Below are 15,543 nucleotides of genomic sequence, written 5' to 3' on the forward strand. Positions count from 1 at the left end.
TGCCCCGCTTCGGCACCGGCGCGATGGTCTGGGTGCGCGACGGCGACGACGTGCGGCTGGGCGCCACCGTCTTCATCGACCCGAAGGTCGACAAGATCATGCGGGCGATCGTCGCCACCCGCCCGCCCACGCTCGCCGACGACTTCCCGCCCGGCGTCGTGCTGCGCAACGGGCAGACCTACTGCCTGCCCGACTTCGACAGCCTGCGAGCCACGCTGTCGTTCCCGCACGAGCTCGCCTACCAGCAGTTCCGCCGCATCCAGGGCGGCCCGACGGCGAACGTGCCGCTGTCGGTGCACGGGCGGATCCTCGGCGCCATCACCGTCGGCCGCCGCGAGGGCTTCTACACCAACGCCGAGGTCACTCTGCTGGAGGACCTGGCCCGCCGCGGCGCCCTCGCGTTGGAGAACGCCCTGCGCTTCAAGGAGGCCCAGGAGTCCGCGTTGACCCTGCAGCGCTCGCTGCTGCCGGCCCATCCGCCCGCTCTCGAGGGCGTCGAGATCGCCATGGAGTACCGGCCGGGGACGGCGGGCACCGAGGTCGGCGGCGACCTCTACGACGTGATCCCGCTGTCCGGTGGCAGGGTGGGAGTAGCCATCGGCGACGTGATGGGCCGCGGGCTGCGGGCCGCCGCGGTGATGGGCCAGCTTCGCGCGGCGCTGCGGGCCTANGCGCTGGAGGACTGGTGCCCCGCGGAGGTCCTCACCCGNCTGGATCGGGTCGTCGGCCTGCTGCCCGGCCTGCAGCTCGCCACCTGCATCTATGCGGTCTACGACCGGCATACCGGCCGGGCGACCATCGCCAACGCCGGGCACCCCGCCCCGCTGGTGATCCTGCCCGACGAGGACCCGGACTACCTCGTGCTCGACCCCGGCCTGCCGCTCGGCGTCGGCGAGGGCGGCGGCTTCAGCGAGACGACGGTGACGCTGCCGCCGGGCTCGGCGTTGGTGATGTTCACCGACGGCCTGGTGGAGTCGCGGCGCCGGCCGCTGGTCGACGGCCTGGAGAACCTGCGGCGCGGATTGACCGAGCAGCGTGCCCGGGTGGCCGCCGCGCGGGCCGGCCAGGCCGCGGCAAACGGCAACCCCGGCGACGCTGCGCGGGGGGGTGCGGCGGAGGGCGACCCGGCCGGCGGCTCTGACAGGCCCGGCGAGGCGTCGACCGGCGCGTGGGTCGACCGGCGGGCGCCCGGGCCCTCCCTCGGCCCGCCGCGGGGCATGGCCGACCGGCGCAGCGGCCGGGACCGGCGCACCGGCCCGGACCGCCGCGCCGGGGGCGAACGTCGCGCCGGGGGGGCCGATCGGCGCCGCCGGGCCCGCGGTGACAGCTTCGCCGCGCGGAGCTGGTTCGGCCCGGACACGGTTGCCGGTACCGGCGAGGGCCCGGCCGAGGAGACGGCCCGGTCGCTGCTCGAACGGTGCCTGATCGCCGCCGACCTGCCGGCCCGCACCGACGACGACACAGCCATGGTGGTGCTGACCACCCAGGCGGTGAACCCGCCGCTGCTCGAACTGGCGCTGCCCGCGGTGGCCGCCTCGGCCGGGCAGGCCCGGATGGCGATGCGCGACGTCATGCTCGACTACGGCATCACCTCGGTCGAGGACGCGACCCTGCTGGTCAGCGAGGTGGTGACGAACGCGGTCCTGCACGCGCGCAGCGACCTGGTGCTGCGGGCGTCGCTGGAGCCGGGCCGGCTGCGGATCAGCGTCGAGGACCGCGAGGGCGGCCACCTGCCGCGTCCGGGCGCGGCGGCGGCGAACAAGCCCGACCCCGAGTCGGGCTGGGGCCTGCTGCTGGTGGAGGCGCTGTCGCTGGCCTGGGGAGTCGAGACGACCCCGGGCGGCAAGCGGGTCTGGTTCGACATCGAGATCCCCGACGTGCCGGGACGTGGCGTCGGGGGCCGGCTGCCAGCCGGATCCGAACCGCCGCCGCTGATGGATCCCCCGGGGCACGGACCGTTTCCCCCCGACCCGCCGGCCCAGGGCCGGGGCTGGACCTGACCCCCGGGCCCGCCTGCCCCCGGGCCCGCCTGCCCCCGGGCCCTCGCTGCTGTCCGGGCTCTCGCTNCTGTCCGGGCTCTCAGCGGCGGGCAGACGCTGCGGGGGACACCTGCGTCGCCTCGGCGGTGCGCACGATGTTGCGCAGCATGCCGCCGAACACGGCCGCATGGAAGGGACTGATCGCCCACCAGTAGAGCTGGCCGGGCAGCCCGCGGGGCAGGAAGATCGCCCGCTGCCGGTAGACCGTNCCGCCGTCGTCGCCGACGGCGGCACGCAGCTCCAGCCAGCCGTCGCCGGGCATCTTCATCTCCGCGCGCAACCGCAGCAGCCGGCCGGGCTCGATCTCCTCGACGCGCCAGAAGTCCAGCGCCTCCCCGACGTGCACCCGCTGCGGGTCCCGCCGGCCGCGGCGCAGGCCGACGCCGCCCAGCACGATGTCCAGCCAGCCGCGAGCCGACCAGGCCAGCGGCCACGAGTACCAGCCGTTCTCGCCGCCGATGCCCTCGATGACCCGCCAGAGCCGATTCGGTGGGGCGGCCACCGGCATGCTGCGCTCGTCGACGTAGAGCGCCCCGCCCGTCCAGTGCGGGTCCGTGAAGGTCGGCTCGCCGGGCGGCCGGGGAGCGCAGGCCACGCCGCCGCGTCCCGCCGCGGTCCCCAGGACCGACGGCGGCAGGGTCCCTGCCGTCACTGCGGTCCCTGCCGTCACTGCGGTCCCTGCCGGCTTCGGCGAGCCGGCCCGCCGCCTGGTTCGGGCGGGTGAGCGGGTCGGCCAGACCGCCGTCGACCAGCGGGTCTCGACGCCGCGTTCGCGGACGCGGGCGAGAGCGTAGGCGGCCGCGGTGTCGAAGGGCATCAGCCCGTCCGGCGGGTCCGGGATCCACCGGCGGACCGCGTGCTCGTCGCGGACGACGACCTCGGTACGCAGCGACCGGACCAGGGGCTTCGCGATGGCCTTGGGTACCGGGGTCACCACGCCGACCCACAGCGAGGACAGCCCGGGGGACAGCACCGGTACCGGAATGATGATCCGTCTGCGCAGCCCCTCCACCGCCGCGAAACGTTGCATCATCTCCGCATAGGTCAGGATGTCCGGGCCACCCACGTCGAAGGACTGGTTGACCTCCGGAGGCACCCTGAGCGCGCCGATCAGGTAGTACAGCACGTCCCGGACCGCGATCGGCTGGATGCGGGTGCGCACCCAGCGGGGGGTCAGCATCACCGGCAGCCGTTCGGTGAGGTAGCGCAGCATCTCGAACGACGCGCTGCCGCTGCCGATGATGACCGCCGCCCGTAGCACGATGGTGGGGATCCCGGAGTCCAGCAGGATCCTCGCGACCTCCTGGCGGGAGCTCAGGTGCGCGGACAGGCCCTCCTCGCCGCCCGCCGGGCTCAGCCCGCCGAGGTAGACGATGCGCCGTACCCCGGCCATGCGGGCGGCGGCGGCGAAGGCGCTCGCCGCCTGGCGGTCCACCGCGGAGAAGTCGCCGCCCGAGTCGATGGAGTGGATGAGGTAGTAGGCGACGGCGACACCGGCCATCGCCGCCGGCAGGGAGNCCGGGTCGCGGGCGTCGGCCTGGACCACCTGCGCCCGGGCCGCCCAGGGGACGCCGCGCAACCGCGCCGGGTCGCGGGTCATCGCCCGCACGTCGTGCCCCTGGTCGAGCAGGCGGGGGGCCAGCCGGCCGCCGATGTAGCCGGTCGCCCCGGTCACGAGGATGCGCACACCGGCTACCTGCCCAGCGCCGACAACGCGTACCCGGGACCGGGTCGGGTGCCTCAGGCCGAGGCGGCCTCGGTCACGTCCGTGCTCAGGTAGGCCGACCAGCGCGGATCCATCCGCCGGGACCCCAGAATGCGCCAAGCGGCTCCGCTCGGCGCTCGGGGAGCCGTGCGGAGCCGCCAGCCAAGATCAGCCACGGCGCGGTCGGCTTTGACATGGTTGCAGCGACCGCAGGCCGCCACGACGTTCTCCCATACGTGAGCGCCCCCACGGGAGCGCGGAATGACGTGGTCCAGCGATGTTGCTGGCGCATTGCAGTACACGCACCGGTGATGATCGCGCGCCAGCACCCCCTTGCGGGTCAGTGGGACCTGCGAGCGGTATGGCACCCGGACGAAACGCGCTAACCGGACCACGATCGGGACGTCGACAGACGTCGTCGAGGACCGAAGAACCTGGCCCGCCGATTCGACCATCACAGCCTTGTCGGTCAGGACCAGGACGAGCGCGCGCCTTTGCGACACCACGCACAGAGGCTCGTACGTGGCATTGAGAACCAGCGCCTCTGCCACGCGCCGACCTCCTGCCCACCGAGGGCCCTTTGCGGGCCGTTCTGCCCAAGCGTCTCCGGTGACAATGGACAGTCAACCGTCTTCGGCGGCAGAACGCGAGCCTGTTTGCATGGTCATCGGCTTTCGTGCCGTGGCGCTGCACATATCTGGTGGCCTTTGTCACTCTCCGCCCATCAATCGGTGAACTTTTAGTCACTCTCCGTCGATCCAATGTGAGCGGGGTCATCATGGCGGCGCGTGGTCGCCCGCCGGCCACGTCCGGGGGCGGGCACCGATGGGCCGTCCCCATGGGCGAGACTGATCTCTGATCGTCGCCCCCCCGGGGTCGTGGGCGCGCCACGCCGCGAAACGGCCGCCTCGGGGGTGTCGCGACCGCCATGACCGACGGAATCGACAGGAAGGATGACCGACGTCGTGACGCCCGCCCCGTCCCTGCTGGCCCAACCGCTCATCCCCGGCCTGGGGATGCTGCTGTCCGCCTCGCCGTCGCCCACCGCGTCGCCGGGCCCGCTGTCCGCCGCCGCGGCGGCCACCCCGCCACCCTCGCCGAGTCCATCGGTGACCACCGATCCGCTGGTCTCGCTCGAGGGGGTCGCGAACGCGCTGCGCGACGCCTGCGGGACCAGCCCCGGGCTGCTCTGTCGCACCGTCTATAACGCTACGCACAGTAACTATCTTGCCTCCGGCGCGGAGGTGTTCCTGGGCACCCCGATCAGGATCATCCTCATCCTGCTGATCGCCCTCGTGGTGCGGGCGCTGCTGCACAGGTTCATCCGGCGAACCACGGAACGAGCTGGTTCCGGCGGCGGTGGGCTCTTCCGCGGTTCCCGCGCCGGGACGCTGCTGGGCGCGTTCGGGGATCCGACGGTGCTGATGGAAAGGCGCCGGCAGCGGGCGGCGACGGTCGGTTCGCTGCTGCGCAGCGTGACCTCCATCTTCGTCTTCGGGTTGGCATTCCTGAGCATCCTGGGCGAGCTGGGCATCAATCTCGCGCCCATCGTCGCCAGTGCGGGCGTACTGGGAATCNCCGTCGGTTTCGGGGCGCAGAACCTCGTCCGCGACTTCCTGTCCGGGATGTTCATGCTGCTCGAAGACCAGTACGGCGTGGGTGACGTCATCGATGTCGGCGCCGTCTCGGGCACCGTCGAGGCGGTGAGCCTGCGGATGACGAGGCTGCGCGATGTCGAGGGGACNGTCTGGTACGTCCGTAATGGCGAGATCACCCGGATCGGCAACAAGAGCCAGCAATGGGCAAGGACCGTGCTCGACGTCCCGCTCGACTACGACACCGAGGTCGGCGAGGCCAAGCGGGTNCTCGGCCGCACCGCCGACGAGCTGTGGGCGGACCCCCGGTGGAGCAGCCTCATCCTCGCCGAGCCGGAGGTGTGGGGTATGGAGACCATGACCGCCGACGGCTACTCCCTGCGTCTCGCGGTCAAGACCCAGCCGCTGAAGCAGTGGGAGGTGGCCCGCGAGCTGCGGGAGCGGGTGCGCACGGCACTCAGCGACGCCGGCATCGCCCTCGGCACCGTCCAGCGCAGCGAGGTGACCGTGGTCGACGACGACGAGGAGGAGCGCAACGACGACGAGGCCGAGGACGACGGCTCGGGGACGGGACTGCCGGGCGGCTCGATCACCGAGGACCTGCCGCGGCCGCGGCTGGACCCGCCGAGCCCGTCGCGCTCCGGGTGAGCCCGTCCGGGGTGCTCGCCGTGCGCCGCCGGCCCGCCGCGCCACCAGGCGGAACCCCGTCGCAGCCGGGGATCCGGGGCCGGCGGCCTGGCTGAAGCTGGCCTGAAGATCGCGGTAGGTGTTCCTGAGACGGCCCGGCGACCATCCACCTGTCCACTGCGCACAGGCAGACTGGAGCCGTGCGGGTACTGGTGGTGGACGACGACGCGGCTGTCCGGGAGTCCCTGGAGCGCTCGCTCCGGTTCGAGGGCTACGAGGTGACGACCGCGATCGACGGCGTGGAAGCTCTCGACGCGGTGTGCCGCAACCAACCGGACATCGTGGTCCTCGACGTGATGATGCCCCGCATCGACGGGCTGGAGACCTGCCGCCAGTTGCGGGCCCGTGGCGACGACGTGCCGGTGCTCATGCTGACCGCGCGTGACGGTCTGGCCGATCGAGTCAGCGGCCTCGACGTCGGCGCCGACGATTACCTGGTCAAACCGTTCGCCCTGGAGGAGCTGTTCGCCCGGCTGCGGGCGCTGACCCGCCGGGCGGCGCTCGCAGCCCGGGCCGCCGGGGCGGGCGGCGCCGGCGGGTCGGGCGCGGTCGCCGACTCGGTGCTGCGCTACGGCGGCGTGAGCCTGGATCAGGCCAGCCGCCAGGTGACCCGGGGCGAGCGCGAACTGACCCTGACGAAGACCGAGTTCGAACTGCTGGAGCTGTTCCTCAGCCATCCGCGGCAGGTGCTGTCCCGCTCAATGATCATGGAAAGGGTCTGGGGCTACGACTTCGGCCCCACCTCCAACTCGCTGGAGGTCTTCGTGAGCTACCTGCGACGCAAGCTCGAAGCGGGCGGCGAACCCCGGCTGCTGCACACCGTGCGCGGCGTCGGCTACGTGCTGCGTGAGCCGGCGGGGGACCGCGGGTGACGCGAGCCGGCGCAGGACCGCCGGCAAGCGGTGCGGCGCCGCCGTCCTGGGGGCGGCCGATGCCGGCCTATCCGGTGCCCGCCGGTGCCGGTGCCGCCGGTGCCGCCGGTGCCGCCGGCGCTGCCGGTGGTGGTGCCGGTGGTGGTGCCGGCGCCCCCGCCGGCGGCGAGTCCGGCCCGCCGAGGGGCGCCGTCCGGCGCGACGGTTTCGCCCGGCGGGTCGGGTCGAGGCAGCGGTCCCGGCTCAGGTTCTCCTCGCCGCTGGGCCGGCTCACTCTGCGGGCGCGGCTCGCGCTGCTCGTCGGCATGGCGGTGGCCGCCGCCGTTGCGGTGGTCGCCGGGGTCTCCCTCGGCGCCACCAGCATCGTTCTCAACCAGGCCATCGACGACCAGCTCATCGAGCAGGCGGAGGCGTCCGCGGACACCATCCAGACCAACTCGCTGGGCCTGGGACTCGGCCTGCAGGCCTTCAGCTTCGGCCTGGAGGGTCAGTTCCTGGATGCCACCGGCAACCCGCTGCAGAACGCCGTGTCGTCCTGGAACAGCGTGCGGATCCCGGTCGACGCCGCCGACGCCGAGGTCGCCCGCCGGGAACGGACCCAGAACCTGCGCACGATCACCGTCGACGGCCAGTCCTACCGACTGGTCACGGTCCCGCTGCAGCGTCCGGCGTCCGGCGGGGCGCTCCAGCTCGCCCGGNCGACCACCGACGTCGACCGGACTCTGCGCGACCTCGGGCTGGTGCTGCTCGTCGTCGGGGTCGCCGGGGTCGTCGGCTCGGCGCTCGCTGGCCGGATCGTGGCCCGGGCGGCACTGAAACCCGTCGACGCCGCCGCCGCGNCCGCCGAGGAGGTGGCCCGCACCCAGGACCTCTCGGCGCTGATCCCCGTCACCGGGGCCGACGAGATCACTCGGCTCGCGGAGAGCCTCAACAGCATGCTGCGCGCGCTGGAAGCCTCCAGAGCCCGTCAGCGCCAGCTCGTCGACGACGCCAGCCACGAGCTGCGCACCCCCCTGACCAGCCTGCGGACCAACATCGAGCTGTTGCTGCGCGCCGAGGCGAACCCGCACCGCGCACTGCCCGCGGCCGACCGCGAGGCCCTGCNGCGCGACGTGGACGCCCAGATGCGCGAGCTGTCCGGGCTGGTCAGCGAGCTCGTCGAGCTCGCCCGGGACGAGCTGCCCACCGAGGACGTGGAGCGGCTCGACCTGGCCGAGATTGTTGCCGCCGCCGCGGAACGCGTGCGTCGACGAGCCACCGGCAAGGGCATCCGGATCGAGGTCGACGCCGCGGGCTCCCCGGTCGACGGCCGGGCGAACATGCTCGAACGAGCCGTCACCAATCTGCTCGACAACGCGGTGAAGTTCTCCCCGCCGGCGTCGGTCGTGCGGGTGCGCACCCGCGACGGCGAGGTCACCGTCGCCGACGACGGGCCGGGCATCGCTCCNCAGGAGCGGGCCCAGGTCTTCGATCGGTTCTACCGGGCCACCTCGGCGCGTGGGCTGCCGGGATCCGGGCTCGGCCTCGCGATCGTCGCCGACGCCGTGAAGACCCACGGCGGCACCGTGACCGCGGAGGGCTCGCCGAGCGGCGGGGCCCTGCTGCGGATGCGGCTGCCGCTGGCGACCCCCGACCCCTCGGACCCCCGGGATGCGCTGACCCTGGCGGGCGGCGCCCCGGGCACGGACGCCGACCTGGTGTGGCGCCCGCCGCCGGCCGGCGCCTCTCCTACCACAGGCTCTCCGGCCCCCACGCCGGCGGACGGTGTGTCCCGGCCGGGTCTCGCGGCGGAGAATCCTGGTCCGTGAGCCCAGACGATCCCGCCCGGTCCGAGCCGTCCCAGCATTCCGTCAGCGCGGTGCCTGGCACGGCGGTGCCTGGTGCCGTGGCGCCTGGTGCCGCGGTCATCGGCGTCGCTGCGGCTGTCGCGGAGCCTGCGGACCCGGCCGGGGATTGGACGGCGCCGCCCGCCCGGGAGCTCGCCGAGCTTGCCGAGGCGTCCGGAGTCGCGACCGCGTACCGCGACGCCGAAGGGGCGCTGGTGCGGGTCGCGCCGCAGACCGTGCGGGCGGTCCTGCGCCTGCTGGGGATCGACCCGAGCGACCCCGCGGCGGCCCTCACCGCGGCCCGGGAGGCGCCCTGGCGGCGTCGGCTGCCGGCCTGCGCCGTGGTTTCGGCCGCCGCGCCGCGCCCGATCATCGTGCACCTGCCGGCGGGTGCCGTGGTGCAGGCCGAACTGGAACTCGACACCGGCCGGCGGATCCTCCTCGACCCGCCGGGCGAGCCCGCCGAACGCCGGACCCTCGACGGCGAGCCGTGGGAGGCCCGGCCGCTCGCCCTGCCCACCGGGCTGCCGCTGGGCGACCACGTGCTGCACGTCGCGGTGGGGGCACAGCGCTTTCGCTGCGCGCTCGTCGCCGTACCGGACGCGGTGCCCGGGCCCCCGGCGCTCGCCGAACCGGCGCGGGCCTGGGGCTGGATGATCCAGCTTTATGCGCTGCGGTCGGCGTCCTCGTGGGGCATGGGCGACTACGCCGACCTCGCCGATCTCGCGGACTGGTCCGGCCGGGCGGGTGCGGATGTGCTGCTCGTCAATCCCCTGCATGCCGCCGCCCCGACGCTCCCGGTCGCCGCGTCGCCCTACTCGCCCGTCAGCCGCCGCTTTGCCGCGCCGCTCTACCTGCGGCCCGAGGCGACGCCCGAGTACGCGCGGGCCGACGAGCGGACCCGGGCCGCCGTCGACGAGCTCGCCCGCGAGGCCCGCCGGGACGGCCGGCCGGACGGCCTGCTCGACCGCGACGCTGTGTGGCGGGCGAAGTCCGCCGCGCTGGAGCTGCTGTTCCGGGCCGCACGCGGCGCCAGCGGCCCCGAGGTCGGCGACCCGGATGGCGGTGCCGGCGGGCCTGGCGGTGCCGGCGGGCCTGGCGGTGCCGGCGGGCCTGGCGGTGACGAGGACACGGCCACCCCGGGGCTGGTCGACTTCGCGACCTGGTGCGCGCTGGCCGAGCGGCACGGGCCGGACTGGCGGGCGTGGCCCGCGCAGCTCGCGCATCCCGGCACACCCGCCGTCGCGGCCGCCCGCGTCGAGCTGGCCGACCGGATCGCCTTTCACACCTGGCTGCAGCGGCGCTGCGACGACCAGCTCACCGCGGCACAGGCCGCCGCCCGAGGCGCCGGGATGGCCGCGGGGATCGTGCACGATCTCGCGGTCGGGGTCGATCCGGGCGGGGCGGACGCGTGGGCCTTGCAGGACGTCCTCGCCGTCGACGCCACGGTGGGGGCCCCACCCGACACGTTCAACCAGCAGGGCCAGGACTGGGGACTGCCGCCGTGGCGACCGCAGGCGCTGGCCGACATCGGGTACGCGCCGTTCCGGCAGATGGTGGCCGCAGTGCTGCGCCGCGGCGGGGGGCTGCGGGTCGACCACATCCTCGGCCTGTTCCGGCTGTGGTGGATCCCGCAGGGTGCCGGGGCGGCGAATGGGACCTACGTCCGCTACGACGCCGAGGCGATGCTCGGGCTCGTCGCCCTGGAGGCCGCGCGGACCGGTGCCGTCGTCGTGGGCGAGGACCTGGGCACCGTCGAGCCGTCCGTGGCGACGACGCTGGCGCGTACGGGGGTGCTCGGGTCCACGGTGCTGTGGTTCGAGCAGGACGACTCCGGCCGTCCGCTGCCGCCGGCGCGGTACCGGGCGGCGACGATGGCCAGCGTCACCACGCATGACCTGCCCACCGCGGCGGGTTATCTCGAAGGCGAGCACGTGCGGCTGCGGGCCGGGCTGGGCCTTCTCGGGCGGTCCGAGCAGGCGGAGACCGCCGGCTGGCGCGCCGAGCGGGACGCGCTGCTCGACCTGCTGCGAGCCGAGGGACTGCTGGCCGGGCCGGTGGGCGCCACCGAGGGCGGCGGCGTGCAGTTCACGCCGGCGGCCCGCACCGAGCTCGCCTTCGCCCTGCACCGGCTGCTGGTGCGCTCACCGTGCCGCATCGTGCTGGCCGCCCCCGGTGACGCCCTCGGCGACCTGCATCAGCCGAACCTGCCGGGCACGGTCGACGCCTATCCCAACTGGCGCCTGCCGGTGCGCGACGCCGACGGCGGGGAGGTCACGGTGGAACGCCTGCGCACCGACCCCGCGGTGGCGCGCCTCGGCGCGCTGCTCGACGAGGTGCGTGGCGTCGACGAGGTGCGTGGTGCATCCGTTGCCGGTGGGGTCTTTCTCACCCCCTCGCGGGGACCGTTGGCACCCCTGAAAGAGGACCCTAGACCCACTTCCCGGTAACCTTCGCTGCGTGACTCCTCGTCAACCGCGCTGGTCCCGCTGGCTGCCTCTCGCCGGTATGATCCATTCGTCGCGAGGGCCGGGCGGGCGCCCGGCGTCGCGGCGCGGCACCTTCCTGCGCCGGGCGCTGACCGTCGGCGGCCTCACGCTCTTCACGCTGCCGGTGTTCGCGGCGGCCGCCTCCGCAGGGGAGATCGGGACCAAGTACAACCCCGATCCGCTCTCGGCCCTGCAGACCTGGGGGATCTACGGTGGCACGATCGTCGGTGGGTTCCTGATCGCGATCCTGCTCGCCGCCTGGTCCAGCCGCAAGAGCGGGCCGGCGCGCTACCGGCCGGGTCAGCCNTGGGAGCACGACGAGGTCTGGATCGGCACCAAGCCGGAGGAGATCGAGGGCGAGCGGGCGCAGAAGGCCGTCCCCGGCGCGGGTGGTGCCAGTGGCAACTGGTGAGGCGTTCACCTCGGAGCAGCTTGAGCGGCTGAACCGGGCGTTGGAACTCGCCCAGAANCACAGCGGCGTCCGCTTCGGCGTCCGGCTCGGGTCGGTGCGCGGCGACGTGCGGCTCGCCGCGGAGCGGATCCTGTCGACCCTCGTCGAGGACCCGGCCCGGGATCCCGCCGTGCTCATCCTCGTCTCGCCGGGGCAGTGCTTCGTGCGGGTAGCCACCACGCCGGCCGCCCGCAAACGGATCAGTGACTCCGCGTCCGGGCTCGCCGCGCTCACGATGACCTCCAGCTTCTCCCTGGGCGATCTGGTCGGCGGACTTACGACCGGCATCCGCCAGCTCGGCGAGGCGGCCGGCCCGGCCGCCCCCGGCACCGCCGCCCTCGGCAGTGGTGCTCCGGCCAGCCCCAGCTCCGCAGGCAGCCACGCGACCCACTGACGCGGCGCACCTTCGGCGGGCGAGTCTCGAGAGTCGGCCGGCAACCGCCGGTCCGCAACTCGCGTACGCGGATTCCCGCATTGCCGGATGACGCCGTCTTCTGCGATCCGGNGGGCACGGGGAACTGCAGGAGGTGGGTGCCATCCGCAGCGGCGAAAACCGTCATCAACCTCCTGTCACTGGCCCACGCCGGTCGGAGCGGGGTTGACAGGTTGGCGAGGCGGCTCGTGGCGGCCGTGCCGGCGATTCACCGTGACGACTCATCTTGACGACCGACCGGCACGCCCTCGATTCGGACGTGCCGGTCGTAGCGCCGAGCCCGGAGCCTACGCGGCTGCGGCGGCGTCCTTGGTGCGGGCGGCCAGCGCCCGGACGAGCCCGTCGCGGCCCTCGAGCAGGGCGCGGCGCAGCGGCGGCGTCGGGTTGCGGTCGGCGAGGTACGCGTCGACCCTGGCCACCGTCTCCGGCTCGATGACGGAGGACGGGAAGAGCATCTGGGTGATGGTCGAGGCCGTGTCGAAGCTGCGGGTCTCCCAGATCCCGCCGATCTCGTCGAAGTAGCGGGCGACGTAGGGCCGGGTCANCTCGATCTGGTCGGAGATCCAGAAGCCGCTCATCGTCGCGACGGCCAGGTGGTTGGACAGCTCGTCGGAGTCCATCACCGCGGACCACGCGGCGGACTTCGCCTCGGCGCTCGGGCGGGCGGCCCGCGCGGTGGCCGCGCGCTTCTCGCCGGTGGCGGTGCGGTCGCGGGCGAGCTCGGCGTTGATCTCGGCGTCGCCGTAGACGCCCCGCGCCACGAGCTGGGTCAGCAGCGTCCAGCGCAGCTCGGTGTCCAGGACGAGACCCTCGATGACGTCGGTGCCCTCGAACAGCGCCCGCACCCGGGCCACCTGGTCGGCGTCCTCGGCCCGGGCGAACGTGGTCGTGTAGACGAGCTGCACGTCGCTGCCGGGCGGCGCGGACCGGGCCAGCTCCTCGGCGCGCTCGGTCAGCGCCCGCAGCGCCGGGGTGCGGTTCGCCGGCTCGCCGTAGGCGTCGATGGTGAGGTCGGCCTTGGCCAGCAGCGACTGCACCACGCCGATGTCGTCCTCGGCGGTCACCCCGGACAGCACGAGCCGGACGTACTCCCGCGCGGCGAGCTCCGCGTCGCGGGTCATGTCCCACGCCGCCGCCCAGCACAGCGTCCGCGGCAGCGACTGGGAGATCGCGCCGATCGACTCGACCAGGGTGGCCAGCGACCGTTCGTCCAGGCGGACCTTGGCGTAGGTGAGGTCGTCGTCGTTGAGCAGGACGAGGTCCGGCTGGCGGGCGCCGACGAGCTTCGGCACCTCGGTGAGCTCGCCGGTCACGTCCAGCTCGACCCGCTCGCGGCGGACCAGCGCGCCGGTGGTGTCGCGGTCGTACAGGCCGATCGCGAGCCGGTGCGGGCGCAGCGCCTTCGACGCGGTCGGCGGGGCGCTCGGCGGCTCCTGCACCACGTCGAACGAGGTGAACAGGCCGGAGGAGTCGGTGAAGAAGCGCGGGCGCAGAGTGTTGACGCCCGTGGTCTCCAGCCACTCGGCGGACCAGGTCGTCAGATCCCGGCCGCTGGCGTTCTCCAGCTCGTCGAGCAGGTCGCGCAGGGAGGTGTTCGCGTACTCGTAGCGGCGGAAGTAGGTCCGCAGCCCGGACAGGAACTCCTCCTGCCCGACCCAGGCGACAAGCTGCTTGAGTACCGACGCGCCCTTGGCGTNCGTGATGCCGTCGAAGTTCGTGCGCACCGCGTCCATGTCGGGGGCGTCGGCGACGATCGGGTGGGTGGAGGAGAGCTGGTCCTGACGGTAGGCCCAGCCCTTCTCCGCGTTGGCGAAGGTCGTCCAGCCGTTGGTGAACCGGGTGGAGCTCACCTGCGCCAGCACCGACATGTAGGTGGCGAACGACTCGTTGAGCCACAGGTCGTCCCACCAGCGCATGGTGACCAGGTCGCCGAACCACATGTGCGCCATCTCGTGCAGGATCGTCTCGGCGCGGCGCTCGCGGCGGGCCTCGGTGACCTTGGCCCGGAAGACGTACTCCTCCAGGAAGGTCACGCAGCCGGCGTTCTCCATGGCGCCGGCGTTGAACTCCGGCACGAAGAGCTGGTCGTACTTGCCGAACGGGTACCGGTAGTCGAACACGCGATGGTAGAAGTCGAACCCCGCCTTGGTGATCTCGAAGATCTCCGCCGGGTCGAGGAACTCGGCCAGCGAACGCCGGCAGTACAGCCCCAGGTCGATCCCGTCGTGCTGGTCACGGACCTCGTGGTAGGGACCGGCGACGAGCGCGGTGATGTAGGTCGAGATCACCGGCGTCGGGAGGAACCGGATGATGCGCACGCCGATCGCGGCCTCGGCGACCGCCGCGACCGCACCGTTGGAGATGGCCGACCACTCCGCCGGCACCGTCACCGTCAGCGTGAACGTCGCCTTCAGATCGGGCTGGTCGAAGCAGGCGTACATNCGGTGCGCGTCGTACGTCTCGAACTGGGTGTACAGGTAGACGGCCTCGTCGACCGGGTCGACGAAGCGGTGCAGCCCCTCGCCGGTGCGCGAGTACACGCCGTCGCCCACCACGGTGAGCCGGTTGGACTCGGCGAGGTCGTCGAGCCGGATGCGCTCGCCGTCGAACACGGCGGCGGGGTCCAGCGACCTGCCGTTGAGCACGACCTCGTCGACCTTGGCGGCGGCGAGCTCGATGAACGTCGACGCCCCCGGCTCGCGGGCGGTGAACGTGACCGCGGTCGACGTGCGGAAGGTCCCGGGGCCGGTCGTCAGGTCGAGTTCGACGTCGTAGGACGCCACGTTGAGCAGGCGGGCGCGCTCGCGCGCCTCGTCGCGGGTGAGGTTGTTGGGCACCCGGTTCCTCTCGGCAGGCACGGACTTCTCGGCTGGCACTGCATTCCCGCGAAACGTACCCGGGAACGGGTGCGTTCGGCGTGTTGTCGGGCACGCGACCGCGCTGGCCTGGGCCGGCCCGACGCGGCCGCCCGCAGCCCGGGGCCCGCACCCCCGCGATGCGCCGCCGCGCGGAACCCACCGCCGCACGGACTCATCGGCGCCGGTCGGACTCGTCGGCGCCGGTCGGCCCGGGTGGCCGCGGCACGGTCGTTGCCGTCGGCCCAGTCTCCCACGTGACGGGCGGGGTCTCCCACGTGACGGGCGGGTCCGGACGCCGTCGGTGGAGGTGGTCCGCCCGGGCCAGACCGGGCGGCGGTTCACCGAGGCAAGCTCCGGATTGTGGCGATTCGCGCGGGGTAGGTCCTCCGTCCGCGGGGCCGGTGCGGCACGATGGCGACATGTCCCGCACGCGCGGGCGGCGCGGGCGGCGACGTCCGGACAGTCCGGCGCGGCGTCGTGGCCGTCAGGCCGCGTTGGCCGTGGTCGATGTTGGCCGCGGTGGGGTGTGGGGGCGTCGGGATGTGCCGGCGTCCGACGTGTCGGCAGTCGGGACGCCGTGGGTGTCCG

7 protein-coding genes and 14 pseudogenes are annotated in these 15,543 nt (G+C 73.7%); 13 read left to right on the forward strand and 8 right to left on the reverse strand.

The window, feature by feature from the left end:
- Positions 1–98: 98 nt before the first annotated feature.
- Positions 99–670: GAF domain-containing protein (locus FF86_RS49850; RefSeq protein ID WP_313954346.1), on the forward strand; the 572-nt coding region annotated here is incomplete at its 3' end.
- Positions 671–710: 40 nt separating this feature from the next.
- On the forward strand, positions 711–2,000 hold the full coding sequence (locus FF86_RS49860) for an ATP-binding SpoIIE family protein phosphatase (RefSeq protein ID WP_313954343.1): 1,290 nt from the start codon (positions 711–713) through the stop codon (positions 1,998–2,000).
- A gap of 79 nt (positions 2,001–2,079) precedes the next feature.
- On the opposite strand, the gene FF86_RS49865 is transcribed toward FF86_RS49860, so the two are convergent.
- The 4 genes and pseudogenes from FF86_RS49865 to FF86_RS32070 all read right to left on the reverse strand — a co-directional run.
- The coding region (locus FF86_RS49865) for a DUF2867 domain-containing protein (RefSeq protein WP_242418873.1) at positions 2,080–2,247 on the reverse strand (168 nt) is incomplete at its 5' end.
- Between the two features lies 1 nt (position 2,248).
- Positions 2,249–3,556: pseudogene (locus tag FF86_RS16060) on the reverse strand (DUF2867 domain-containing protein); the annotation flags it as partial.
- 1 nt (position 3,557) lies between these two features.
- Positions 3,558–3,726, reverse strand: a pseudogene (locus FF86_RS49870) (NAD(P)H-binding protein); the annotation flags it as partial.
- 53 nt (positions 3,727–3,779) lie between these two features.
- The gene (locus FF86_RS32070; protein WP_009739884.1) at positions 3,780–4,295 is read right to left on the reverse strand and encodes an HNH endonuclease; all 516 of its coding nucleotides are present in this window, start codon (positions 4,293–4,295) and stop codon (positions 3,780–3,782) included.
- A gap of 402 nt (positions 4,296–4,697) precedes the next feature.
- Between FF86_RS32070 and FF86_RS49875 the strand changes: the two are divergent.
- The 11 genes and pseudogenes from FF86_RS49875 to FF86_RS16090 form a co-directional block, all read left to right on the forward strand.
- Positions 4,698–5,321 (forward strand): annotated as a pseudogene (locus tag FF86_RS49875) (mechanosensitive ion channel family protein); the annotation flags it as partial.
- A gap of 1 nt (position 5,322) precedes the next feature.
- Positions 5,323–5,488, forward strand: a pseudogene (locus FF86_RS49880) (mechanosensitive ion channel domain-containing protein); the annotation flags it as partial.
- A gap of 121 nt (positions 5,489–5,609) precedes the next feature.
- Positions 5,610–5,987: pseudogene (locus tag FF86_RS49890) on the forward strand (mechanosensitive ion channel family protein); the annotation flags it as partial.
- Positions 5,988–6,166: 179 nt separating this feature from the next.
- A complete protein-coding gene (locus FF86_RS16070) occupies positions 6,167–6,898 on the forward strand; it encodes a response regulator transcription factor (protein ID WP_044882882.1) in 732 nt (243 codons plus the stop codon).
- A gap of 59 nt (positions 6,899–6,957) precedes the next feature.
- A pseudogene (locus FF86_RS49895) lies at positions 6,958–7,596 on the forward strand (sensor histidine kinase); the annotation flags it as partial.
- 142 nt (positions 7,597–7,738) lie between these two features.
- Positions 7,739–8,002: pseudogene (locus FF86_RS49900) on the forward strand (histidine kinase dimerization/phospho-acceptor domain-containing protein); the annotation flags it as partial.
- 1 nt (position 8,003) lies between these two features.
- Positions 8,004–8,345, forward strand: a pseudogene (locus FF86_RS49905) (sensor histidine kinase); the annotation flags it as partial.
- A gap of 1 nt (position 8,346) precedes the next feature.
- Positions 8,347–8,706: pseudogene (locus FF86_RS49910) on the forward strand (sensor histidine kinase); the annotation flags it as partial.
- Positions 8,703–11,174, forward strand: coding sequence for a 4-alpha-glucanotransferase (malQ, locus tag FF86_RS16080; RefSeq protein WP_082121573.1), 2,472 nt, complete (start codon positions 8,703–8,705; stop codon positions 11,172–11,174). The pseudogene FF86_RS49910 and the gene malQ, both read left to right, overlap by 4 nt.
- A 437-nt stretch (positions 11,175–11,611) precedes the next feature.
- Positions 11,612–11,682: pseudogene (locus FF86_RS49920) on the forward strand (DUF5130 domain-containing protein); the annotation flags it as partial.
- A 1-nt stretch (position 11,683) separates the two neighbouring features.
- Positions 11,684–12,058: pseudogene (locus FF86_RS16090) on the forward strand (DUF5130 family protein); the annotation flags it as partial.
- A 326-nt stretch (positions 12,059–12,384) separates the two neighbouring features.
- On the opposite strand, the gene FF86_RS49925 reads toward FF86_RS16090, so the two are convergent.
- The 4 genes and pseudogenes from FF86_RS49925 to FF86_RS49940 all read right to left on the reverse strand — a co-directional run.
- Positions 12,385–12,641: ERAP1-like C-terminal domain-containing protein (locus tag FF86_RS49925; protein ID WP_242418859.1), on the reverse strand; the 257-nt coding region annotated here is incomplete at its 5' end.
- 1 nt (position 12,642) lies between these two features.
- Positions 12,643–13,793 (reverse strand): annotated as a pseudogene (locus tag FF86_RS49930) (ERAP1-like C-terminal domain-containing protein); the annotation flags it as partial.
- Between the two features lies 1 nt (position 13,794).
- A pseudogene (locus tag FF86_RS49935) lies at positions 13,795–14,538 on the reverse strand (M1 family aminopeptidase); the annotation flags it as partial.
- Position 14,539: 1 nt separating this feature from the next.
- Positions 14,540–14,934, reverse strand: a pseudogene (locus tag FF86_RS49940) (aminopeptidase N); the annotation flags it as partial.
- Positions 14,935–15,543 lie beyond the last annotated feature (609 nt).

Origin of the sequence: Frankia sp. CpI1-P (assembly GCF_001421075.1) — a bacterium.
GTDB lineage: Bacteria > Actinomycetota > Actinomycetes > Frankiales > Frankiaceae > Frankia > Frankia torreyi.